Source organism: Mangrovimonas aestuarii (assembly GCF_028767185.1).
In the GTDB taxonomy this organism is placed as follows: Bacteria; Bacteroidota; Bacteroidia; order Flavobacteriales; family Flavobacteriaceae; genus Mangrovimonas_B; species Mangrovimonas_B aestuarii.
In genome coordinates, this window is sequence record NZ_JARACK010000001.1 from 456040 (window position 1) to 479818 (window position 23779).

At 36.4% G+C, this 23779-nt stretch carries 17 protein-coding genes and 3 tRNA genes; 7 read left to right on the top strand and 13 right to left on the bottom strand.

What is annotated here, in order from left to right:
• Positions 1 to 30: 30 nt before the first annotated feature.
• The gene (locus PWU04_RS02095) at positions 31 to 795 is read right to left on the bottom strand and encodes an exodeoxyribonuclease III (protein WP_274474147.1); all 765 of its coding nucleotides are present in this window, start codon (positions 793 to 795) and stop codon (positions 31 to 33) included.
• 167 nt (positions 796 to 962) lie between these two features.
• Between PWU04_RS02095 and PWU04_RS02100 the strand changes: the two genes are divergently transcribed.
• Entirely contained in the window at positions 963 to 4367 is a 3405-nt protein-coding gene (locus PWU04_RS02100; protein WP_274474148.1) for a hypothetical protein, read from the top strand.
• A 54-nt stretch (positions 4368 to 4421) separates the two neighbouring features.
• Here the strand turns inward: PWU04_RS02100 and hflX are convergent, their stop codons facing one another.
• The 4 genes from hflX to PWU04_RS02120 form a co-directional block, all read right to left on the bottom strand.
• Positions 4422 to 5654 (bottom strand): GTPase HflX, encoded by a 1233-nt coding sequence (gene hflX, locus PWU04_RS02105; RefSeq protein WP_274474149.1) that lies wholly within the window; start codon positions 5652 to 5654, stop codon positions 4422 to 4424.
• Positions 5655 to 5765: 111 nt separating this feature from the next.
• Positions 5766 to 7211, bottom strand: coding sequence for a DUF5689 domain-containing protein (locus PWU04_RS02110; protein WP_274474150.1), 1446 nt, complete (start codon positions 7209 to 7211; stop codon positions 5766 to 5768).
• Between the two features lie 14 nt (positions 7212 to 7225).
• Positions 7226 to 10057, bottom strand: a complete 2832-nt coding sequence (locus PWU04_RS02115) for a TonB-dependent receptor (protein WP_319946471.1) — start codon at positions 10055 to 10057, stop codon at positions 7226 to 7228.
• An 85-nt stretch (positions 10058 to 10142) separates the two neighbouring features.
• Positions 10143 to 11420 carry a hypothetical protein gene (locus PWU04_RS02120; protein WP_274474151.1) on the bottom strand — a complete coding sequence of 426 codons (1278 nt, stop codon included), beginning with the start codon at positions 11418 to 11420 and terminating at the stop codon, positions 10143 to 10145.
• Positions 11421 to 11504: 84 nt separating this feature from the next.
• Between PWU04_RS02120 and PWU04_RS02125 the strand changes: the two genes are divergently transcribed.
• Positions 11505 to 12557, top strand: a complete 1053-nt coding sequence (locus PWU04_RS02125) for an endonuclease/exonuclease/phosphatase family protein (RefSeq protein WP_274474152.1) — start codon at positions 11505 to 11507, stop codon at positions 12555 to 12557.
• Positions 12558 to 12611: 54 nt separating this feature from the next.
• Here the strand turns inward: PWU04_RS02125 and PWU04_RS02130 are convergent, their stop codons facing one another.
• The 3 genes from PWU04_RS02130 to PWU04_RS02140 form a co-directional block, all read right to left on the bottom strand.
• Entirely contained in the window at positions 12612 to 13052 is a 441-nt protein-coding gene (locus PWU04_RS02130; RefSeq protein WP_274474153.1) for a hypothetical protein, read from the bottom strand.
• A gap of 175 nt (positions 13053 to 13227) precedes the next feature.
• Positions 13228 to 13301: transfer RNA gene (locus PWU04_RS02135), tRNA-Pro, on the bottom strand.
• 46 nt (positions 13302 to 13347) lie between these two features.
• Positions 13348 to 13421 (bottom strand) — tRNA-Asn (locus tag PWU04_RS02140).
• A 481-nt stretch (positions 13422 to 13902) separates the two neighbouring features.
• On the opposite strand from PWU04_RS02140, the gene PWU04_RS02145 reads away from it, so the two are divergent.
• Positions 13903 to 14829, top strand: coding sequence for a hypothetical protein (locus tag PWU04_RS02145; RefSeq protein WP_274474154.1), 927 nt, complete (start codon positions 13903 to 13905; stop codon positions 14827 to 14829).
• A gap of 250 nt (positions 14830 to 15079) precedes the next feature.
• Here PWU04_RS02145 and PWU04_RS02150 read toward each other — a convergent pair whose 3' ends face one another.
• The 4 genes from PWU04_RS02150 to PWU04_RS02165 all read right to left on the bottom strand — a co-directional run bounded on the left by PWU04_RS02150 (position 15080) and on the right by PWU04_RS02165 (position 19709).
• Positions 15080 to 15937: a hypothetical protein gene (locus PWU04_RS02150; RefSeq protein ID WP_274474155.1), complete on the bottom strand. Its 858-nt coding sequence runs from the start codon at positions 15935 to 15937 to the stop codon at positions 15080 to 15082.
• Positions 15938 to 16201: 264 nt separating this feature from the next.
• A tRNA-Asn gene (locus PWU04_RS02155) sits at positions 16202 to 16275 on the bottom strand.
• A 69-nt stretch (positions 16276 to 16344) separates the two neighbouring features.
• Positions 16345 to 17688: an RIP metalloprotease RseP gene (rseP, locus tag PWU04_RS02160; RefSeq protein ID WP_274474156.1), complete on the bottom strand. Its 1344-nt coding sequence runs from the start codon at positions 17686 to 17688 to the stop codon at positions 16345 to 16347.
• A gap of 83 nt (positions 17689 to 17771) precedes the next feature.
• Positions 17772 to 19709: a M1 family aminopeptidase gene (locus PWU04_RS02165; RefSeq protein ID WP_274474157.1), complete on the bottom strand. Its 1938-nt coding sequence runs from the start codon at positions 19707 to 19709 to the stop codon at positions 17772 to 17774.
• A gap of 79 nt (positions 19710 to 19788) precedes the next feature.
• Between PWU04_RS02165 and PWU04_RS02170 the strand changes: the two genes are divergently transcribed.
• From PWU04_RS02170 to PWU04_RS02185, 4 genes are all read left to right on the top strand, one after another.
• Complete coding sequence (locus tag PWU04_RS02170; RefSeq protein WP_274474158.1) at positions 19789 to 20463, top strand: SCO family protein; 675 nt, start codon at positions 19789 to 19791, stop codon at positions 20461 to 20463.
• Positions 20464 to 20535: 72 nt separating this feature from the next.
• Positions 20536 to 20772 (top strand): FeoA family protein, encoded by a 237-nt coding sequence (locus tag PWU04_RS02175; protein WP_274474159.1) that lies wholly within the window; start codon positions 20536 to 20538, stop codon positions 20770 to 20772.
• Positions 20765 to 22864: a ferrous iron transport protein B gene (feoB, locus tag PWU04_RS02180; RefSeq protein ID WP_274474160.1), complete on the top strand. Its 2100-nt coding sequence runs from the start codon at positions 20765 to 20767 to the stop codon at positions 22862 to 22864. The genes PWU04_RS02175 and feoB overlap by 8 nt, the downstream gene beginning before the upstream one ends.
• A gap of 7 nt (positions 22865 to 22871) precedes the next feature.
• On the top strand, positions 22872 to 23012 hold the full coding sequence (locus PWU04_RS02185) for a FeoB-associated Cys-rich membrane protein (protein ID WP_274474161.1): 141 nt from the start codon (positions 22872 to 22874) through the stop codon (positions 23010 to 23012).
• Between the two features lie 15 nt (positions 23013 to 23027).
• On the opposite strand, the gene PWU04_RS02190 is transcribed toward PWU04_RS02185, so the two are convergent.
• A complete protein-coding gene (locus PWU04_RS02190) occupies positions 23028 to 23744 on the bottom strand; it encodes a carboxypeptidase-like regulatory domain-containing protein (RefSeq protein WP_274474162.1) in 717 nt (238 codons plus the stop codon).
• Between the last annotated feature and the right edge of the window lie 35 nt (positions 23745 to 23779).

The following is a 23779-nucleotide window of genomic DNA, read 5'->3' on the forward strand; positions in this document are numbered from 1 at the left end:
GTTTATAGTTTATATTTAGACTTGAGTTTGTTAATGTTCTAATTCCACCAAAATTGGACAATGGTCACTATGATAAGCTTCCTGTAAAATTACCGCCCTTTTTAATTTATCTTCTAACGGTTTTGAAACCATAGCATAATCTAATCGCCAACCCTTATTGTTTGCTCTTGAATTGGCCCGATAGCTCCACCAACTATATTGATGTGGTTGATTATTGAAATAACGGAAGGAATCTATAAATCCGCTTTCAATAAATCCACCTATCCATTCCCGCTCTACTGGTAAAAACCCAGATACGTTTTTATTTCTTACAGGATCATGAATATCTATTGCTTGATGACAAATGTTATAATCGCCACATATAACCAAATTAGGTCGATGTTTTTTTAAATCATTTACATAGTCCTGAAACATATCCATGTACTCCAATTTATGTTCCAACCTATTAATATTGGTACCAGAAGGCAAATATAAGCTCATAACTGACACACCATTGAAGTCAGCTCTAAGATTTCTCCCCTCGAAATCCATCGATCCAATTCCTGTTCCATATTCTACATGGTCAGGTTCTGTCTTGCTTAAAATAGCAACACCACTATAGCCTTTTTTCTGGGCACTAAACCAATAATGATACTTATAGCCCGCCTGTTCAAAAAGCTTCAAGTCCAACTGCTCTTTCATGGCCTTGATTTCTTGAAGACAAATTACATCCGGGTTGGCACTTTTTAACCAATCTATAAATCCCTTGTTAATTGCTGCTCGTATTCCGTTTACATTATAGGATATTATTTTCATAAAATGTACTCTTGTGTCCTTTACAATTCAAGATCCTAAGATTTAAGGATCTTAACAAAATTTCAGCTAAAATAAATATTACGTTACTTTTACACCATATATATTGTGGGGCTTTTTAATAATCAGTCAACAAAATAAAAACAATGGCCATACAGTTTTAATACAAAATGAAACAAACGGTAACATTTATATTATTGCTGTTTGCCTGTTTTACACAGGCGCAGGTTTCCAATTACAGAACAAAGACTGTTGCCGTAAGAGACTCCATTGCTGTAGATACAGTAAGTATAAACCCTGGATTCTTTTTCCTTAAAACCAAAGACCTTTCCATAATTGACTCAACCTACTATCGTGTAGATTATACAAAAGGAATTGTTTCCTTAAAAAAACCTCTGGATACAGATTCAGTTGTTGTTAGCTATCTTAGGTATCCAGATTTTCTAACCAAAACCTACAAACTATTGGATGAGGATATTATTTTGGACAATTCTGCAAACCAACAAAAACTATACAGTTTTGAACAAGCTGGGAAACGAAAAGGCTTTACACCATTTGAAGGCTTGGCCACTTCAGGAAGCATTTCCAGAGGTGTTACTATAGGAAACAACCAAAACTCGGTACTTAACAGCGCCTTAGATCTTCAGATAACAGGAAAACTTAGTGAAAAGGTATCTTTAAGAGCATCAATCCAAGATGCAAACATACCACTTCAACAAAGTGGTTATTCACAACGCTTAGACGAATTCGATCAAGTTTTTATTGAGCTTTTTAGTGACCGGTGGAAAATTCGGGCGGGGGATATCGACCTCCAAAACACAACATCGTATTTTGCACGATTTTCAAAACGCGTACAAGGGCTTTCTGTCGGAGCAAAACTAGGCTCAACCGAACACTCTACCAATTTATTTCTTTCCGGTGCTTTAGTCAGAGGGCAATTTACCCGTAGCCAATTTACTGCCCAAGAAGGAAACCAAGGCCCCTACAAACTACAAGGCCCCAACGGCGAACTTTATGTACTAATTGTTTCCGGAAGTGAAACCGTATACGTAAACGGAATACCTTTAGAGCGTGGTGAGAACAAGGATTATATTATTGATTACAATGCCGGCGAAATAATCTTCAATCCGACTTTCCCCATAACTTCAGAAATGCGTATTACTGTAGATTACCAATACAGCGAACGCAATTATTCCCGATTTGTGGTTTACGGTGGTGGTGATTACAATTCTAACAAATTAAGAATAAATGCTTCAGTATACAGTGAGACCGATTCCAAGAATCAGCCACTTCAACAAAATTTGTCTTCCGAACAGGTAGAAATTCTATCGGAAGCAGGTGATGATCGTAGTTTAATGATTGCCCCTTCAGCTGTATCGGAAAGTTATAGTGAAAATAAAATCCTTTACAAAAAGGAAATTATTGATGGTGCAGAAGTATTTGTTTTCTCAAACAACCCAGAAGACGAACTATTTAGCGTTAAATTCACTCTCGTAGGCAACAACCAAGGAAACTACATTATAAGTAATACAAGTGCTATTTCCAATATATATGAATATGTAGCTCCTGTAAACGGCATTCCTCAAGGAAACTACGAACCAATCATACAGCTAATTGCACCCTCCAAATTACAAATGGCGGTAATAAACGGAACCTATAGACCTAGTTCCTCTACCGATATTATTTTTGAACTTACAGGAAGTAAAAACGACCTCAACCTTTTTTCTAGTTTAGATGATAATGATAATAACGGTTTTGCTGGCAAACTCAATCTAAAACAATATCTCATAAGGAATGACAGTTTATGGAATTTAAGAGGTTTTTTCAATATTGATTACATTAACCAAGACTTTAAAACTATTGAACAACTTTACAATGTTGAATTTGGTCGTGATTGGAGCCTAGAGACCCCTATGGGCGACCAGCGTTACGTAATCACTGGAGTTAATTTGTTCCACAACAAAAAAGGAGCAGCAACCTACCAATTAGAACACCTCAACTACTCTGAGAACTACAACGGTAACCGACATGTTATCACTGCTAACCTTAAACTTGACAACTACAGTATTAGGTCCAATTCCAGTATTATGAATTCCAAGTCAGATATTTCGAATTCTAAATTTATAAGAACCTACAACGAAGTAACCAGACGATTCAACAAAGCATGGGCCGGCATAAGATTTGATTCGGAAAAAAACGAACAAAAAACCATAGAAACCGACAGCCTTACTCCTATTAGCCAAAAATTCTCTGCCTACGAATTGTTTACAGGAATTGGGGACAGCACAGATGTTTTTGCCGAAGTTGGCTATAAATACCGCGTTAACGACAGTTTACGAAACAATAGTGTTGAGCGTGTAAACACATCTAACACCTACTACATAAACTCCCGTTTGATAAAAAGCCAAAACACAGATTTGAGTTTATATGCCAATTACAGAACACTAAAAAGTAAAACAGATTCTATTGCCAACGAGAACTCGCTCAACACACGTCTGCAATACAGTCAGCGCTTGTTTAAGCAGCTAGTACTATTGAACGCGGCTTACGAAACCAACTCTGGAACACTTCCCCAACAGGATTTCACTTATGTAGAGGTAGAACCCGGACAGGGGGCTTATACTTGGATAGATTATAATGAGAATGGTATTCAGGAACTGGAGGAGTTTGAAACAGCTCAGTTTCAAGATCAGGGAAACTATATTAGAGTACTACTGCCCAACCAAGTATTTATCAGAACTAACCAAAACCGTTTTAGCACCTCGTTTACATTAAACCCTATTCAATGGGCTACTTTAGACAAAGGATTTAAAAAAACCGTATCACACTTTTACTATCAGGCCTCTTTTTTAATAGACAACAAAGTAAGACGACAAGGCAATGAGTTTAACATTAACCCTTTTGAGGCCTCTGGAGAAAACAATTTAGGGATTCAACAGAATTTTAGGAACACTATTTTCTTTAACAGAGGAAAGCAACACTACACCAGTTCGTATACCTACCTATCCAATCTCAACAAGAATCTTTTATCTGTTGGATTACTGGAAAGCAAACTAAAAACTCATCAAGTACAGTTCACCCATAAATTTGCAACAAGCTGGCTTATCGATTTACAGTCAAGCATCAGTACTAACGAAAACACAAGTGAGAATTTTAGCAGTAAAAATTACAACATTGAGGAAAACCGTTTCAATCCCAAACTCTCCTATATCTTGAACGACAACGCCCAATTCAACATATACTATCAACTCACCAATAAAGACAATACCATAGGTAATGGTGAAACACTCAACCAGAAGCAATACGGTGCCTCATTTACCTATAATAAACTTGAAAAAGCATCGATTAACGGTGCCTTCAATTTCTTTACAAATGATTTTGAAGGTAATGCTAATAGTCCTGTGGCCTACCAGATGCTTGAAGGGCTACAACCTGGAAAAAACTATACTTGGAACATTTTGGTACAGAAAAAAATCACAACATTTTTAGACCTCAACCTTAACTACAATGGCCGTAAAACAGAAACCAGTAAAACTATACATACTGGCACGATACAATTGAAGGCATATTTTTAAGGTAAACCGCTATATGCCTACCAATAAAAAAGGAGGCTATTAAGCCTCCATCCTTTATTCATTTCCATCTTGCTCATCCATCAACTCATCATAATCTGGATAGAGAAAATGGTTATACGGGAATCGGGTAATATGTATTTTGCGCACTTCATTGTACACCCGTTTTCTGAAGTCTTCTAAGTTTTCTTTATTCAGTGCCGATATAAACAAGGCGTTTTCACCAATCTTGTTCATCCAGGTTTTACGCCATTCGTCAAGGCTATAGTTCGCTTTAGTACGCTCGGCGGTTAAGTCATCGTCATCGAAAGGCTCTGCCTGATATGCATCAATTTTATTAAACACCATAATGGTTGGCTTATCTACACTGTCTATTTCCCCAAGAATTTTGTTTACTGAAGCAATGTGTTCTTCAAAATTAGGATGCGATATATCTACTACATGTAATAATAAATCAGCCTCGCGAACTTCATCAAGCGTACTTTTAAACGATTCTACCAATTGAGTGGGCAGTTTTCTAATAAACCCTACCGTATCTGTTAATAGAAACGGCAAATTCTTTACAACTACCTTTCTTACGGTTGTATCTAAAGTAGCAAAGAGTTTGTTTTCAGCAAACACTTCACTCTTACTGATGACGTTCATCAAAGTAGACTTACCAACATTAGTATACCCAACCAAGGCCACACGTACCATTTGTCCACGATTACCACGTTGTACGGCCATTTGCTTATCGATGGTTTGTATTTTCTTTTTAAGCAAAGCAATTTTATCGCGCACTATACGTCTATCGGTCTCTATTTCTGTTTCCCCAGGACCACGCATTCCAATACCCCCTTTTTGACGCTCTAAGTGTGTCCACATTCCTTTTAGTCGTGGCAACAAATATTCACACTGTGCCAACTCTACCTGTGTACGGGCGTAACTAGTTTGTGCACGTTGAGCGAAAATATCGAGGATAAGGTTGGTTCTATCCAGAACCTTACAGTTTAATATCTTGCTAATATTGCGCTCTTGAGCAGGCGATAGTTCGTCATCAAAAATGGCTGTACCAATTTCATTTTCCTGAATAAACTCCTGAACATCCTGCATCTTACCGGTACCAATAAAGGTTTTTGAGTTTGGCATGTCCATTTTTTGGGTAAAACGCTTTACCACCTCTCCTCCGGCCGTATAAGTCAAGAACTCCAGTTCATCCAAATATTCCTTAGACTTTGTTTCATCCTGATCTTTAGTAACAACACCTATTAAAACTGCTTTCTCTAAAGCAATATCCTTTTTCTCTAACATAAATGGGTTTAAAGTGCAAATTTACACAATTGTAGGGAGATGATTTAGAGATTCTACAGAGTTATGAATCGTTATTTTCTTTGATTTCAAAAAGAATCTATTTCAAGCATTTTACTCAGTGGCTAAGATTTTAAACTCATCCAACTGATACCCGCCGTCCAATAATTCATTGGTACCTGAGCCCGTAACCTTAAAAGCTACATGCAAAATCCCTGAATAACCTGAAACATCTATCAATCCAGAATCCACAAAATCGTACCATGAGTTACCTTGCGAAGCCAGATTAACATCAATATCTTGCCAAGTTGCCGCAAGCACATCTTCACCATTAAAATCTGTTGAAACAAAAACATCCAAGGTATTTTCCGAACTGTCCAAATGATGTTGCGCTGACATAAAGTTTAGATATTCATCCTCTTGGCTGTCCATATCGATTCCCGGGGAAATGAGCCAAGTGATATTTACATCGTCACCTGATGCGTATGAACTAAACTCCGCATAGCCATTGTTACTATAAATCTGTTCTGTCCACTGCTCGCTTCCAACTTGAATATAATTAATCCATCCTTCAATATCCAAAGTCGTGTTATCTATCGCTGAATCAAAATTTTCCTCATAAATAATATTGAAGTCTTCAAAATTTAGTGGTTCGCACCGAGATTGGTCGAAACGAACATCGTCTATTGAATTAAGTACCAAAACCATATTGTCACCTCCATAAGTTCTGCTTATAATTCCTGCAATACGACCACCGCCATCCACAGGAAGCGGTTCGTCTTTAAAACTAGCAAAAGTACTTGTCTCCAATAAAAAATTGGTATAACCAAAGCCTTCACATACTTGAATTGTTCTTTGGGTGTCGAAATCATCAGACGGATCAACATAAGATTCTCCTGTTAAACCCAAGGGAAATTCAGCACCATTCAACTGGACAAACATTCCAATATGGGAATCATTAATAGCATTTATTGTTAATTCCAAAGGAATAATGGTTTCAGTTAGCTGAGTTCTGAAAAGCTGAGTAGTAATTTGATTGGCCGTAAACTGCCCCACTCTTAAAGCATCTGGTTTTCCTCCTACAGCAATGATTTCATTGTCGGTCAAACCTACATACATATCTTTCAATTTAATATAGACCTCTCTCCCCATATTAAATTGATTATATGAATCTAACTGATTAAGCAATACCCCAATTGCATGTGTAGGGTTTTCAGGAGCGTCCTGCATATAAAACTCCTTGTATAGATTCCCGGTTTTATCGGAAGAAGAGACATATCCCCTTACCACCAAATTTGAAGTGATTTGATAAAACCTATTGTAATCGTAAAATCCAAAGGGAATACTTTGCTCATAACTAGTATACAAATCTTTTAATTGCTCTATACTTATTTGAGTATAGGTCCCATTATCGAGACCTTCAATAATTTCACTCAATCCTTGACTTTCATACTGTCCCAGGTTTTTTGGAATAGCATAATCATCATCCTGTACACAACACACAAGAACAATCATCCACATTATACTTAAGACTACTTTAAAAACTCTACTAACTTTCATAATTAACACATTTATTAGTACCTGAAATTGAGGTTAACAAAATAAGTCGCTCCCCTACCATACCAATACTTGGGACCAAACACCCTTTTGGGGCCACTCATATCATCAAGCAATTCACGGTAATTAGCACTCCTCCCCTGCTCAAACCCTCCGGTTTTATAAACTTCATCCAATAAATTATTAATACTTACGAATAAGCCCATATAATAATCACCTACTCTCCAAGATTTCCCTCCAATAAGGTTCACAGTCATGTATTCATCGAATGATTCCTGTTTAAGCAACGCTTTAGCTTTTTCTTCGTCATAATCGTTAAAGGGAAAACCATCCGAATCGAGATAAAAATTCTTGGTTCTCGTCAATGGACTTATTCCCAAATAGGCACGGGAAAAGAAATTAACTGTTGCTCCAAACCACCAATAATCCGGATCACGATACTCAAATCCCAAGGAGTATGCTTGTTGTGGACCAGTAGAGAGCTTATAGCCTTTCAAATTTGATTTCCCATAAAAAGCCATTTGGCTATCGGAAGACACATAAAGATTTGGATTATTATCGTAAGTATAATGCCCCAGCGAGGCCACAGCTTTTAACATAATGGTTTGAGTAACTTGAGCATCGATACCCAATTCCCCTCCCAAATGTTTTTTATCGACTCCTTGAAGAGTTTCTGAAATAAGATCGTTTGATTGTAAAAATCCGTTTTCGTCTTCAAATCCTGATAAGCCATCTGCATAATAAAAATTCACCTGACTTCCATCTTCTTGAAACACATAAAACCCGGTCAAACGCGCTTGAATAATTGGCGTTCTATAAATATAACTAATATCGGAAGCTGTAATTTTTTCTTCAGAAACACGATCGACTCCTTCTATATCTGCTCCGTTGTGTACACCAATATAATCTTGGTTTACCCTAACATTTGTATAAGTGTTCTTTAGAGAAGGGGCTTTGGTTACATAAGCAGCATTAATATCAAATAAATGATTCCCAGTTAATTTATAAGTCGCCCCTATCTTACCGCCAAATCCCTTAAATTTTAGCTTTTCTCCTTTACCATAGGAGTTATCACTGATTACTTCCCCCATCTCACCAAAAGTTACATTAGCCTCATTTTGAAAAAGACCTTTTCTTTGATATTGACTTCCTCTAAAAGATCCTGCCAAATAGAAGTCCAATCTGTTATACTTAAACCGAGCTTGAGCAAAAGCAGAAACTACATTTGCATTGAGTTTATAGTTGTATCTAATTTTACCACCTTCATCTATTATTGCATCTGGATTTCGATAATCATACTGATAACCATCAAAAGCATCAACGTTTAAATAGCCTGTTTCACTACCCAGCATATCCAGAATCTCTGCATAGTTTATCGAAATCAGACTTCTATACTTCACCCCTCCATTAAACAAAATATTCTCATTAAATTCAGCGCTTAAAATAGAATTAAACATTAATTGACTATCCTCTGTCTTATCCTCATAAAGCACATAAGCCGAATAAACTCCGTTAATATTATTTGTGAGATTAGCATCTAAAATGCGCTCCCAATCCATTTGACCGTTTTCAATAAAATCCTGTTCTGCCTGATAGGCTGCATCATAGTCAGGACTGTCAGGATCAGCTAAAAAATAGCTTGGTAATTTTTGATAGTAAGTTGGGCTGGGATTACTTCCTCCTGGATAATCCAATCGGCTGTTACTTAACTTACCAAATTGATAGGCAAAGTTTGTATTTAGGTTTATTTTAGATGAAATATCCCAATAATGATTAAGCATTATTATTGGTTCTTTGACTTCCTTTATTCGCGAATTATGCTTTTCTCCATCTAGAATCCCCCAATATTCATTATAACTAATACCTTTTAAATCATAGACTTCTTGAGTATTGGGTGATGACTTACCTCTACGATTAGGCGTATAAATCCCGGAAAGGTTCAAACTATGCTTATCCCCAAATTGTTTTTCAACCGACACAAAAAAGGAATTAGAATCATAGACTGTAGCGTCCTGATACCCTTCATCTCCCCACCGCCTGGAAATCATCAATGCAAATGCCCATCCATTTTTTAACAATCCAGACGCATAACTCGCCATAAGCCTATGAACATAACTACGGTTAGATGACGAATAAGTAAAACGACCTCCGGCACGATATTCTGAAGCTCGGACACTAACATTGGTAGTACCAAGAATCCCTCCAAAACTATATGACGACGGCGTTATCCCTGAAGAGAGTTCCTGATTCCTCATCATATCGTTTAACCCTCCCCAATTGCTCCACTGAGGCCTGCCATTGAACTGCTTGTTCATTTCTACACCATTTAGCATTACCGTAGAATGATCTGAATCGAGCCCACGCATTTTGAAAAATGACGAACTGAATTCGAATGCCACTGTTCTTTGAAACACATCTTTAGAGGCATGCAATAGTCCAGAAATATTATCTGCGCCATTGGTATCGTTGTTCAATTCGTCATCGGCAAGGGATATAGTGAAAACTTCAGGTGCTTCAGAGACATCTATGGTCATTAACATATCCTCAATATTAACGGTTTGCCCCTGGTTGATAATTATTGGATATCGTTTGTCAAGATACCCGGTTTTGCTAAGATGTAAAATATGTTCTCCCAGTGGTATTCTTTCAGTAAACATGAATTTCCCATAACCATCTGTTAGGGCTTTTAAATTAGTATTCTCAATGGTTACAAAAACATCTGGGATTGGCACCATAGTCGATGCTTCCTTTACACTTCCCTTAACAATGGTATTCTGAGAGCAAAGTGGACTACAGCTAAACACCCCTAAAAAGAGGAGAAATAATTTTTGAAGAATATTTATATACAAGACCAATTGTTTTGTAATTGGTCCTTAGGGATTTTTAAGATCTTTCTAAGTTACAAAAAATTGATTTTCAAACAAATTCGATCATCTAATCCTGTGGCACTTCCAAAACCCAAGCTGGAGCGGCCGGCAAACTTTCAAAAGGTTTATAATACCAATTGCTATTAAAGATAAGTTTTGTCCCTGTGGGATCTACAGAAGCACGAGCTTCATGATAATAACCTAAAGTATCATTGGTAAAGTGCTTACCATAACGCTCAACCAAATTACTGCTACCGTCATTCAACATCACGGCAAAAAGCTCGGCTGATGCAACTTGATTTTCCGGGCAACAGCCTTCGGAAACATAAGCCCATCCCGGACGCAAATACGACCTTAAACTAATATGCCCTCCATAAACTCCTTTAGGTTCTGGTGGAGGATCGTATAGCAAGCCTGTGGTTTTCCCATCGGACAATCGTATTTTTTTTAAGTAATAGTAATTTTTTTGATAATTATCCTCAGGAGATGTCCAACTCACATAAACTTCGTCACGGTAAGCATCATACCCCATGTCACTGTGTTCTGTATAATCACTTAAATGTTTTTCATTTGAAAAATCGATATTATACCTTTTCAAGCCTTGATACTTTTCACAACCATCATCCTTCCAACTCAAAAGAACATAATTTCCCGAAGGACTCACAGAAACCCAATCATGTCGTTTATTTTTAGGAATAACCATACTTCCCTCTATCTTATCCTTTTCAATATTGTAAACAAAAAGATCATAACCGTTTACAGTTTCTGCTGCTAAGCAAACAAGTGAATCATTATCACTTAAATTGCCTTCACCAAACCCCAGCTCTAGTTGAGCATATCCTTTCCAACCATGTAAAATGGTTACTTCCTCAGTAGCTACATTAAGGTAACCGAAATCAGTTTTGTTAAAAACACCATAGATTCTGTTTGGATGCAATCTTGACCAACGTGCTTGATAAGGCACATCTGCCCATTTCAATAAGCTATAATCTTCAGCATTTAATATCGCAGCACCATACCCTTGTAGCATGATAAGTGTTAAATCTGCATTCCACGCTTGGGTTGACGAATAATGATGACTAAGCTGTTGCGATTTTACATTAAAAATAGCCGTATCGGCAACTCGAAATAACCGATAACCTGTTAAGACATCTTTTGTAGGCATAAGATAGCTTGGAGGAGGCTGTTCTGGTGTTTCAAAATCTGGAAATATTATTGTATCAAATTGTTGCTGTGGTGGATATGTCCATTTCTTCTGAGGTATAGACTTATCTGGCAATATCTGCATAGGCAACAATATAATACCTAAAACAAATAACAACAAAGAGATAAAAAACCATTTCATAACACACATTAATATCCACTAATTTAAAGTTTTAGGATTTAATATCTAACTTTAAGGAGATGTATAACAAAATATTTTATTGATATGAATTCCCAAAAACTATGGCTACTTTTATTAAGCTTTCTTATATCATTCTACAGTAAAGGACAAGACAAAAAAAAGTACCAGATTCACACCATAGCATTCTATAACCTAGAAAATCTTTTCGATACCATAAATGATCCAGCCAAATACGACGAAGCCAGCCCCATTATGGAGCTAAAAATCGACAAACAGCAAGTCTATAAGAAGAAAATTAAAAATATGGCACGTGTTATTTCAGATATCGGCCATGACCTCTCTAAAAATGCCCCTGTAATTATTGGGATTGCAGAGATAGAAAACCAAAATGTACTTGAAGACTTAGTTAACGATTCAGCTTTGCTCGCGTTTGATTATGGCATTGTGCATTACGACTCTCCAGACTTACGCGGGATTGATGTTGCCCTGTTATACCAAAAAAAATGGTTTACACCTATAAACACAAGTAAGCACGAGTTGAAAATTTACGATGACGAAAAGAAGCGCGTTTACACCAGAGATCAGCTATTGGTTAGTGGAAAACTCAATGGAGAGCTCATTCATATCACGGTAAACCATTGGCCTTCCAGACGTGGTGGCGAAGCCAGAAGCAAACCAAAGCGGATGGCTGCTGCTAAACTCTGCAAAAGCATAGTTGATTCCCTGCAAACCATAGATCCCTATGCAAAAATTTTCATCATGGGAGACTTGAACGATAACCCTGTAAATGCCAGTTTGAAAAAAGTCTTGAAAACACAACATAACTCGGACGATGTTTCCATAAAGGGCATTTATAATCCAATGGAAAACCTTTACAAAAAAGGAATAGGTTCCAATGCCTTTAGGGATAGCTGGAGTTTATTCGATCAAATTCTAATTTCACAACCCTTACTAGAAAAAGACTACTCCTCCTTTAGATTTTACAAAGCAGATATTTTTAATGAAAATTACTTAACTACCAAGAATGGACAATACAAAGGCTACCCTAAGCGAAGTTTTGCCAATGGGAATTTTACCAACGGTTATAGTGACCACTTCCCTGCATATGTATATATCATCAGGGAACTTCCTCAATAAAGCTAAGTGCTAAAAACAAAAAAACGCCGGGAACTCCGACGTCTAATGTATATTTTATGCGAACCAAACATTCCACGGAATCTTAGCCAACACTAAAATGAGTGCTAAGGTGTAAAATATCGCTATCATCTTGAATTTCGATGCTGAAGTAAGTTTCTTTTTATGTTTTGAATAACCCATTGTAATCAAAGTGATAGCAATAATCATAGTTAATGGGTGCTCAACAATTTTATTCCTCAAATCTGCATTTTTCATAACCTCTCCCATGCCCATATCGCTAATAATAGAAAAGTAATTAGCTGAGAAAAATAATATGATTCCAATTAGTAATTGCATATGTGTCACAATTAGCGTGAACAATGACAAACGGAAATCAGTGGCCTGATATTCTTTTTTACCAAATGCTTTTATTAAGGCATTAAAAGTTGCAATAACCAAAACTAATAATACTAAGTAGGCCCAATACGAATGGAGATTTTTTACAATAGAGAACATATGTTTTTACGTTAATTGATTTTGACAAACAAATGTAAGAATTAATGTGGAGATGCAATCGTGATTTTTTTCAATACAATGCAACATTAAATAAACCTATAGCAAACTTATTTTTCAGACCTAAAAGAAATTAAATATTACTATATAAAAGATGATGATAATCTGAAGAAATAAGTCGGGGTGACTGGACTCGAACCAGCGACCTCACGCCCCCCAGACGTGTACGCTAACCAACTGCGCCACACCCCGAATCTTATACCAAAAAAAGCCTTGATTTCTCAAGGCTTTTATTTTGCTCCCCCTCTTGGGCTCGAACCAAGGACCCTCTGATTAACAGTCAGATGCTCTAACCAACTGAGCTAAGGAGGAATTTATTTTCTACTTTCCAAAATGAGCAAGCCTTTATATAGCTCTATTAATTTTGGTATTTGTAAATCGTGGCTGCAAATATATTCAGGTTTTTTGATTTTTCGTTGTTGTACTGTAAAAATGTTAATCATTTTTTTTCAAACAAATACTTTCAGATTGTATTTCACAAAAACAGATTGCCTTTATAATATGTAAGATCAACACTTTAAAACTATCTCAAAATAATTTTTAAGATGTTATACGATTTTGGCCTTTGCTTAAATCAACTTTATATTTCGCATAGACATTACTGTTAGCCAAAACCATAAACACTTCATTTTAAACGAGTTGTTCATCGACTATATTTTCTAAAAACGCCCATTCACCTGATTTATAGATACTTTCATCAAAAACATAGGAAACTTCATATAAAAATTTAATTGATTTGTAAGGAAACTCTTTTTCTGTAAGAGTATTTGCTATTAACTATAACTAAATTTTTATGAAAACTTTTTACCAAGTCAATTGTTTTTTAGCCTGTTTTATCTTGGCCTCAACTGTACTGTATTCATGTCAAAATGAAGATATACAGAATGAGAATACCCTAAATTCTACAGAATCGGACTCGTCTTTATCAACGGTTAACGCCTTAAATGCCATTGTAAGCACCAATTCTATTCTAGAAGACTATATAGACTGTAGTTCTGTATGTATAGAAGAAGATAGCGAAACCTATTTTGCAATGACAGGATCGGACACAGGTTCTGCGGGACCTAATTCAAAGTCGGTGAGTTACGAAGCATATAATACGGAAACACAGCTTATCATTAATGTAACTTACACCATTACTAGTGGAAATTCTAATGCGCAAGCTGATATAACAATAACTATTGATGGTGATGAAGCGGTGATTGAAGATGTTCCTTCTGGGTCAACAGTAAGTCATATGATTGATTTACCAAGTGACTGGGAGGCTTGTGATGAAATTCCTTTTACTATTTACCAAGAAGGCTTATCCAATCCTATTTCGTTTAACGAAACCTATGCTTTAATAGGTATGTGCGGAGGTTGCGACGAGAGTTTTGATTATGAAGAACAAGAGGACGGAAGCTATCTTTTCACTTATACAAGTGCTGAAAGTTTAGAAGGAGCCGAGGTTAAACTCACCTGCCCTCACATTGTAGATTTCGAAGCATTAGATGGAAAAGTATACTCATTTAATCCAGGAAATGGACAAGGGTCACCAACAGTATTGACCTGGACAGGAGATATCGATGCATGTACAGAAATTAGTTTCGCCATATCCTTTACTGCAGACTGTGATCAAAACAACAGCGGTTTTGCTAATGTATTTACAGATTTTAAGGTAAATGGAGTTTCTAAAAAAGGAGAACTATCCAATATTAAATTTGATTGTTCTGAAGACTAGATTAACCAATATTACAAAAATAAAAAAGCCTTGATTTCTCAAGGCTTTTATTTTGCTCCCCCTCTTGGGCTCGAATTAAAGTGGGCTATGACCAGTTATACTTAAATTTGCCTCATTTTATGCCTTTTTATTTATTATAACCCCATTAAGCCTCCTATATCTAAGAAAAACAACTAAAATTCTTTATAAAAAGCACATCGGAAAGATGGGGTTATTCAATAAGTTTATTTATTGCATTAAACTTAATTTTTTAATCAATAATAAATAAGGCATGAAAATGATCAGAACTTAGTTGGGACGCTTCACCTGTCTCTACATTAACCTTAAAAAGGTCTCCAGAATAATCTGTATAAACTATTTCTTTTGTGCTCTCCACGAAAACAGATTTAATAAAAGGATTTAACTCATTACTAATAAAAGTTTCAACACCAGTTTCAAGATTAATTTCAACTAATTTATTTTCAATACCGTTATAATAACTTGAGTAGGCTTTAGCAAGCTCCTGAGATACGCATATGTTTTTATAATTAGTACTATTTATTTGAGTAGTCTCATATGTATTAAGGTTGAATTTATACAAACCACTATTCGGAGTAGGATAAATTAATTCATTAGTTGACTCAAGAATAACAACGTCCGTAGAACCGTCATAGAAATAAAGTTCTGAAATAAAAGTATGAACACCAGTTAATAAGTCCCACTCATGTACGTCGTATATAGCCATATCTCCTATCGGTTGACCAAATTCATAAAATTTATTCGAAATATTTGATATTACATTGAGTCCAAATCCATCTAAGAAAATTTCCGAAATACCACTATCCACATCTATTCTTACTGTTTTATTATTCTCCCCAGCAAATATTTCGTTAGTCTTTTTAAAATATGAATTCCCCTTAAAAGAAACTTCACCTATATAAATTTCAGAAATCACTTCACCGGTCTCTAGATTTAGCTCTTGTAAATATCCTCCCCCTGATTCTTGATTATACACTAATAAACGTTCATCAACTGAATTGGTTTCAATATCACTTGAATCGTCTTTAGTGCACGAAATAACTAGCGCAATTGCAAAAAATGGGAATAGTAGTTTCTTAATGATTTTCATTAATTGTTTATTTGGTTGTTATGGGTGATTGATTACCTTGATAAATTTTTATGATAGACTGTGAAAAGGATACCTTCTTATATTAATTTAGAATAAACCCTGGGTAAACTCAATACCTACACAGAGGCATATCGTGGAAATCAACATGTGTTTCTGTAAGGTTAAACTGATTTAAAGTTCAAACTTAAATAAAAATGTTTAAAACTGAAGAATTGTTAAGTTGCTAAAATAAAAAAGCCTTGATTTCTCAAGGCTTTTATTTTGCTCCCCCTCTTGGGCTCGAACCAAGGACCCTCTGATTAACAGTCAGATGCTCTAACCAACTGAGCTAAGGAGGAATTTATTTCTCTTTTGCGGTTGCAAATATATACCATATTTCATTCCCCGCAAACTTTTTCTAAAAAATTTTAATTAAAAATTGCTTTAAAAATATCGTTCCCGTTTGCAAACAGCACTAAAGCGATTAAAAGGAAAAATCCAACCATCTGTGCATACTCCATAAATTTATCTCCAGGCTTTCTTCCAGAAACCATTTCATATAGTAAAAACATTACATGGCCACCGTCTAAGGCTGGAATAGGCAATAAGTTTAAAACCCCTAGCATAATCGATAAAAAGGCTGTAATCCCCCAAAATGCCTGCCAGCTCCAAGTATCTGGGAAAATATCATAAATCGCTTTAAATCCTCCAACACCTTTGTAAGCTCCGGTACTTGGATTGAAAATCAACTGTAATTGTGTCCAGTAAGAACCTATTTGTTGTTTAAAACGTGCTAGACCAACTCCAACACTTTCTCCGAAGGAATAATTTTTTTCTACAATATTGAAATATCCTAACTCAGCAAAACGCTGCGGATCGCTAGCTGGGTAAATTCCCAACTTACCATTATTATCTACCTTTAATTGGCGGTTTATTGTTGAGTCATCTCTCAATAAAGTAACTGTTACTTCTTGTCCTTTATAACCATCTAAAAGAGTGCTAGCTTGATCGAAATAAGTTAAAGGCTCTCCATTAACTTCCGTAATAACATCCCCCGGCTTTAGGTCTACCTCTGTATTCAATGACTCCTCAGCAACTTCAGCAACCATAAACGGAATACGAAGTTGAAACAGCCCCCCTTTTTCTTTAGCACTACTTAACTGCCCTAAGAAATCCTCAGGAAGCTTAATATCTTCAACTTGTCCGTTTCGTTCTACCTCAACTGTTCTTGCTGCAATTAGCTTAGAGCGCAACTCAGAGTCACTACTAATAGACTCCCCATTAATAGCTACAACTTTATCGCCGGTTTTAAATCCTAAATCTTGTAACAATGGATTTTCTATCCAAAAACCTCCCTTTAAGCTATTGGTATCTACATCCATATCTCCATAACCAAAAGCCATAAAAATATAAATAATGGCAGCAAGAATAAAGTTAACAGTAACACCTCCTAGCATAATGATAAGTCTTTGCCAAGCTGGTTTTGAACGGAATTCCCAAGGTTGTGCAGGCTGCGCCATTTGCTCAGTATCCATACTCTCATCAATCATTCCTGCTATTTTCACATACCCCCCCAAAGGAAGCCATCCAATTCCGTAAACAGTATCACCTATTTTTTTCTTGAAAAGTGAAAATTTCACATCGAAGAATAGATAGAACTTCTCCACACGGGTTTTAAAGGCTTTTGCAGGTATGAAATGACCTAACTCATGTAAAACAATAAGTAGGGACAAGCTTAATAAAAACTGAGATATTTTAATGACAAACTCCATTGTTGTATTTTGGGTATGATTTATTTATAGCACACAAATGTAATGTTTTATGGCTTACTAAAAAAAATGACGCAAATAATGGACTATTGTTTTAACACCGATTTATGAATCGTTCCTTTATTTGTGCTAATCTTCACAAAATGAAGTCCAGATGAAAGCCCAGAAATATCAATTGTTCTAACCTCTTGAGTCCTTAACACTTCTTGCCCTAAAACGTTTAGGATTTGTATATCCTGAATTGAAATATCGTCAGGTTTGGAAACATGCAATTGGTTATTGGCTGGATTCGGATAAAGCGAAAGCAACATGGCTAGCTCAGGAGAACCGATTCCCAATACTACTGAATTGTTTTTAGAGATAAGATGGAAATCAGGATCCAATTGCACCTCACTAACGGTAAAGCTTATGGGAACACTCAATGTCTCACCATTGCTGATATTATTGAAGATAACATTCTGTTCTTCGCCATTTGTACCTAAAACACGTATGGGCACAGGAGCTTCAAAAAAGTCGACAGAAGGGTCGCTCTGCGTCTGGAATAGATGCAGTGACAAGTTATTACCGTTGGCTTGATTCCAATTCAAAGTATAACTGGGGTAGCCTTCATTATATAACCAATCATCAAAAAATTCAGATAAATCTTCCCCACTTGCCGTTTCCATATGAGCAATATACTCAGGTGTTTTAGCATAACCATAGGCTAAATCAGGATCGGCCAAATAGTTTTGCATACCTTGATAAAAATCGGTATCCCCCAATTTATGGCGCAACATGTGCAATACCATAGCTCCTTTATTATAACTCAATCGACTACTAAAAATACGACTAACACTAGTAGTGTCCTGATCTGTTAGATACACTGCCCCCCCAGGTTGTGATGTAATATTATTTACCAGTCCCTGTCTCCAATTTGTAAAAAATTCTTCTCCATCCAATTCCTCAACTACCAATCCAGACAAATAAGTAGCAAAACCTTCATTTAACCATATATCCTTCCAGCTTCCACAGGTTATTTTATTCCCAAACCATTGATGGGCTAGCTCATGTGCAATTAGTGAACGGGAAAAACCTCCCATAAAGGAAACCGTTGTGTGCTCCATTCCACCCCCCCAACCAAATTGGGCATGACCATACTTCTCATCTGCAAAAGGATATTCTTCAAATTGCAAATTAAAAAAGTCCATAATATCAACTGTAACAGCAGTACTGTTTTGTGCTGTTGTTAGATTTTCAGGATACACGTAGTTTACAATTTCAAACGGATTTCCGTTATTAGCTACAGTATGGTTATATACACTATAGTTTGTTATAGCAATAGCCACCAAATAGGCCGGAATTGGGTATTTATGTTTAAAATGTGTTGTAGCGGTTCCTGTACTTACAGTTTTACTTAGCTCCAATCCATTACTAACGGCAACATATTCATCGCCAAGCGGATCCAATTCTGGAGTAGAGATAAAAACGTCAACACTATCTATTTTATCATTTAAATCCTGTTTGCAAGGCCACCATCCCTTTGCCCCATATGGTTCAGAAAGTGTCCAGATAATTGGATGCCCATTATGTTGAGTTTGCTCAAAAGAACCAAATCCAGAATTTTCAGGATTACCAGAATAAGAAATAGTCAAAGAATCCAATACCCCCTCAGCAATAGTTTCTGGCAAGGTTACGATCACCTCATCATTACCAAATTGCGTAAATGCCACAGGAGCGCCCTGTTTAGTCACTTGACTAACTATCATGTTTTCTGTGAGTTCAAATGTTATGCTACTCAAATCTTCCTTCGCTTCAAAATAGGTGGTTACATCACCGTTGATAGCAGCTACATTAGGATCTATATCAAATTCTAAGCGGTGGTATTTAATATCATAATTACCAGTGTTCAAATTGGCTTGGCTTTGTACCATAACCATTGCTTGGTTGGCTTCCGTTCTGGCAATATCCTTTATTTCATCTACTGGTGTTTGGCAAAAAACAAATTGTAAAGAGAAGATACTTAATAGCGATAATAGTAGTCTCATAGATCTAATTTTCAGTAAAATTAGAAAAATAAATGGTTTTAATCCGTAATTTTGCAATCGCACTAAAAAAGACAATCACATGCTTTCTTTTTTTAAGGATTATAAAAGGTTTGCCATTGTATTTGGTATACTTTCAATAATCATCATTTCCATCATATACAATGTTCTCGATGTTTATACCCCATTACCTGTTTATCAACCTGCTCAGGTAAGTGCCGAACTTGTTGACAGTACGCTTCAATACAAGCGTAAATACCATAAAATTGACGATTTCAGCTTAATTAATCAAAATGGCGACACAGTTACCCAGAATGATTACAAGGACAAGATATATGTAGCCGACTTCTTTTTTACTACCTGTCAAACCATTTGTCCAATTATGACCGATCATATGTATCAAATACAAAAGGAGATAAAGAACGATGATGAAGTTATGTTATTATCACATTCGGTCACTCCGGAAATAGATAGTGTTGCCCAATTAAAGCGTTATGCACTAAAAAAAGGCGTGATTGATGGAAAATGGAACTTAGTTACAGGAGACAGAAAGCAAATATATGACTTAGCAAGAAAATCGTACTTGGCGGTAAAAACGACCGATTTTGTTGAGCAATACGATATGATCCACACAGAGAATTTTATGCTCATTGACAAAAAAAGACAGATTCGTGGCTTTTACGACGGTACCAATAGTGAGGATATTGAGCGTTTACTACATGATATAGAAATTCTTAAACAAGAGTACAAGCAATAGTTTTTAGGGTGTTATTTTTTTACCCTAATTTTTTACCTTACTTTTGCTTCTTTAAAATCAATCTAAATAAGCTTGAAAGTTACATTAGCAGATTTAAAGCGTGGTGAACAGGCTACCGTCAAAGATGTGTCTTCAGTTCATATCCCATTGAAACTCTTGGAAATGGGATGTTTACCTGGTAATTCGGTAGAATTGGTTCAGCTAGCACCGTTTCAAGACCCTATGTATCTCAATATTAATGGGACTCATTTGGCCATTAGAAAGGAAACAGCCCAGCACATTATTATAGAAAAGACAGTTAATGAGTAAGCAGATAAATGTTGCCTTAATAGGGAATCCAAATACTGGAAAGACCTCCGTTTTCAATGCCCTAACTGGGCTTAATCAAAAAGTAGGTAATTATCCTGGTATCACGGTAGAAAAGAAAGAAGGTGTTTGTAGATTACCAAGGGGAGTAAAGGCTCATATAATAGATTTACCCGGAACCTACAGCCTCAATGCTTCCTCTTTGGATGAGAACGTTGTTATCGAACTGCTATTAAACAAAAACGATAAGGACTTCCCTGATGTTGCTGTTGTTGTAAGTGATGTTGAAAACCTTAAGCGTAACCTATTACTCTTTACCCAAATAAAAGACCTTCAAATTCCCACTATACTCGTAATAAACATGGCCGATAGAATGGCCTACAAAGGAATCTCGCTTGACATTGAGTATCTTGAAAAAGAATTACACACAAAAATTGCGCTTGTAAGCACCAGAAAAAAACAAGGAATTGAAGACATAAAAGCATTAATTGCCGATTATAAAATTTTATCGACAAAACCCTGTGTGAATATATTTGATATTGATGAAGAGTATTTTGGCAATCTTCAAAATGCTTTTTCAAACCAATTACTGTATAAACTGTGGCTGGTAATCACTCAAGATTCCAATTTTGGCAAAACCAACAGGAACGAGTACGACGCTATTGCTGATTTTAAAACCAAAAGCAAAGGCGACCTTTCCCGTTTACAGCAGAAAGAAACCATTAAGCGCTATCAGTTTATTAACAATACGCTTAAAAAAGGGCAAACTATTGATGTTAGCAAAGCAAAAGACCTCAGATCGAAACTCGATCGTATACTTACCCATAAGGTTTGGGGCTATGCCATTTTCTTTGTGATTTTATTGACCATTTTCCAAGCGATTTACGATTGGTCTGGCATTCCTATGGATTTTATAGATAGTTCATTTGCCTCGCTTAGCGAATGGACCAAATCGACTTTACCCTCAGGAGCCTTTACCAGCTTGTTGGCAGAAGGAATTATACCTGGTTTGGGTGGAATTGTGATATTCATTCCTCAAATTGCATTTCTGTTTCTCTTCATTTCCATACTTGAAGAGAGTGGCTATATGAGTCGTGTTGTATTCTTAATGGATAGAATCATGCGCCGATTTGGATTGAGCGGCAAGAGTGTAGTTCCCCTTATCTCAGGGACTGCTTGTGCTATTCCCGCAGTAATGGCAACACGAAATATAGAAAACTGGAAAGAACGATTGATTACCATTTTGGTAACCCCTTTCACAACCTGTTCGGCAAGATTACCTGTTTATTTGATTATTATCGCTTTGGTAATTCCAGAAGGGCGCATACTTGGATTGAGCTACCAAGCTTTAACCCTTATGCTGCTTTATCTTATTGGTTTTGTTGTCGCTATTCTTTCTGCCAAATTGCTTAATTCTGTATTGAAAATTAAGAGCAGGTCGTTTTTTGTAGTAGAGATGCCAAACTACAAACTGCCGTTGTTTAAAAACGTAGCGATAGCAGTTATCGACCGTACCAAAGCCTTTGTATTTGGTGCAGGTAAAATTATTTTAGCTATTTCCATTGTGCTTTGGTTCTTGGCGTCTTATGGTCCAGGTGAAGAATTTAACAATGCCGAAACGATAGTTAAAACAGAATACGCCGACCAAAACCTTCCGGAAGAAGAGTTGCAGAAAAAAGTGGCATCTCACAAACTGGAAAACTCGTTTATAGGGTTAACGGGGCAAGCTATAGAACCAATGATTAGGCCTTTGGGATACGATTGGAAAATAGGAATTGCTATTGTGAGCTCGTTTGCGGCACGTGAGGTTTTTGTTGGGACTTTGGCGACTATTTACAGTGTGGGTAGCGACGAGGAAGAAACCATAAAAAACCGTATGGCAGGTGAGATAAACCCAGTTTTGGGAACACCGCTGTTTAATTTTGCTTCGGGGATTTCATTATTGCTGTTCTATGCTTTTGCTATGCAGTGCATGAGTACCTTGGCAATTGTAAAACGTGAAACCAACAGTTGGAAATGGCCTGCTTTGCAATTGGTAAGTATGAGTGGATTTGCCTATATCGTAGCACTAATGGCGTTTCAAATTTTAAAGTAAAAGAGTTATGAATACCGTAATTCAAAACATATTAGCGTTTAGTACTTTGGCATTTGCCTTGGGGTATTTGGTGAAAAAATGGTTTTGGAACCCAACGCCTGCAAAGACCAAAAAAGCTTGCGGACAGGATAAGTGTGGGTGTCATTAGATAGTTTTTGGAGAGTTACTTCTTTCTGAAAAGATTTCCAATTCGTCTGAAGATATTATTTCTGCGATACTCTGTAACTACTATACCCGTTGAAACCAAATCAGGGTCTTCTATTAATTGAACATTAATTTCTTGATCATTTTTATTGATTGCTACTTCTTTTTCTTTCATACCAACAAAGGTGAAATGTAAGATAATATTGTCCTGAAAATATTGATTTGGTATTTCAATATTAAAATTCCCATCAAAATCGGTTTGAGTTCCAATACCTGTTCCTTTTAAGATGACATTCACACCAGGAAGCGATAAGCTGTCAACTTCAGAAATAACTATACCTTTTATAATTCTTTTGGAAGTAGAATCTTGTTTACCTTCTAATTCAGCTTTTAAACTGTCCTGCTCTCGCTTTTCAACTTTAGGCTTAGGCTCTTGAGAAAACAGAGGTTGCGAAACTGACAAAAAAGACAATAACCCAAAAAAGACTCCTGCTTTACCAAAGCTTTTATTAGCCGGTTGACTTATAATTCTGTTGAGTTGGTTAGGTCGAAATCTGCCACATAGATTGGTATCAGCTTGTATTGCTTGCGCCAAATAAAAGTCTGATTGGTTGGTAAAATCAATCACTTCTTTTTTGCAGTTGGCACAGAATCTCCCTTTTTTGGTTGGAGTCATATTGTTCCACCCTTCATTACATGGTTCGGGAATACTGATTTGATATTTGGTTTTAAACATTAGTCAGCGTTAACTTCTTGGGTATTGTACTACAA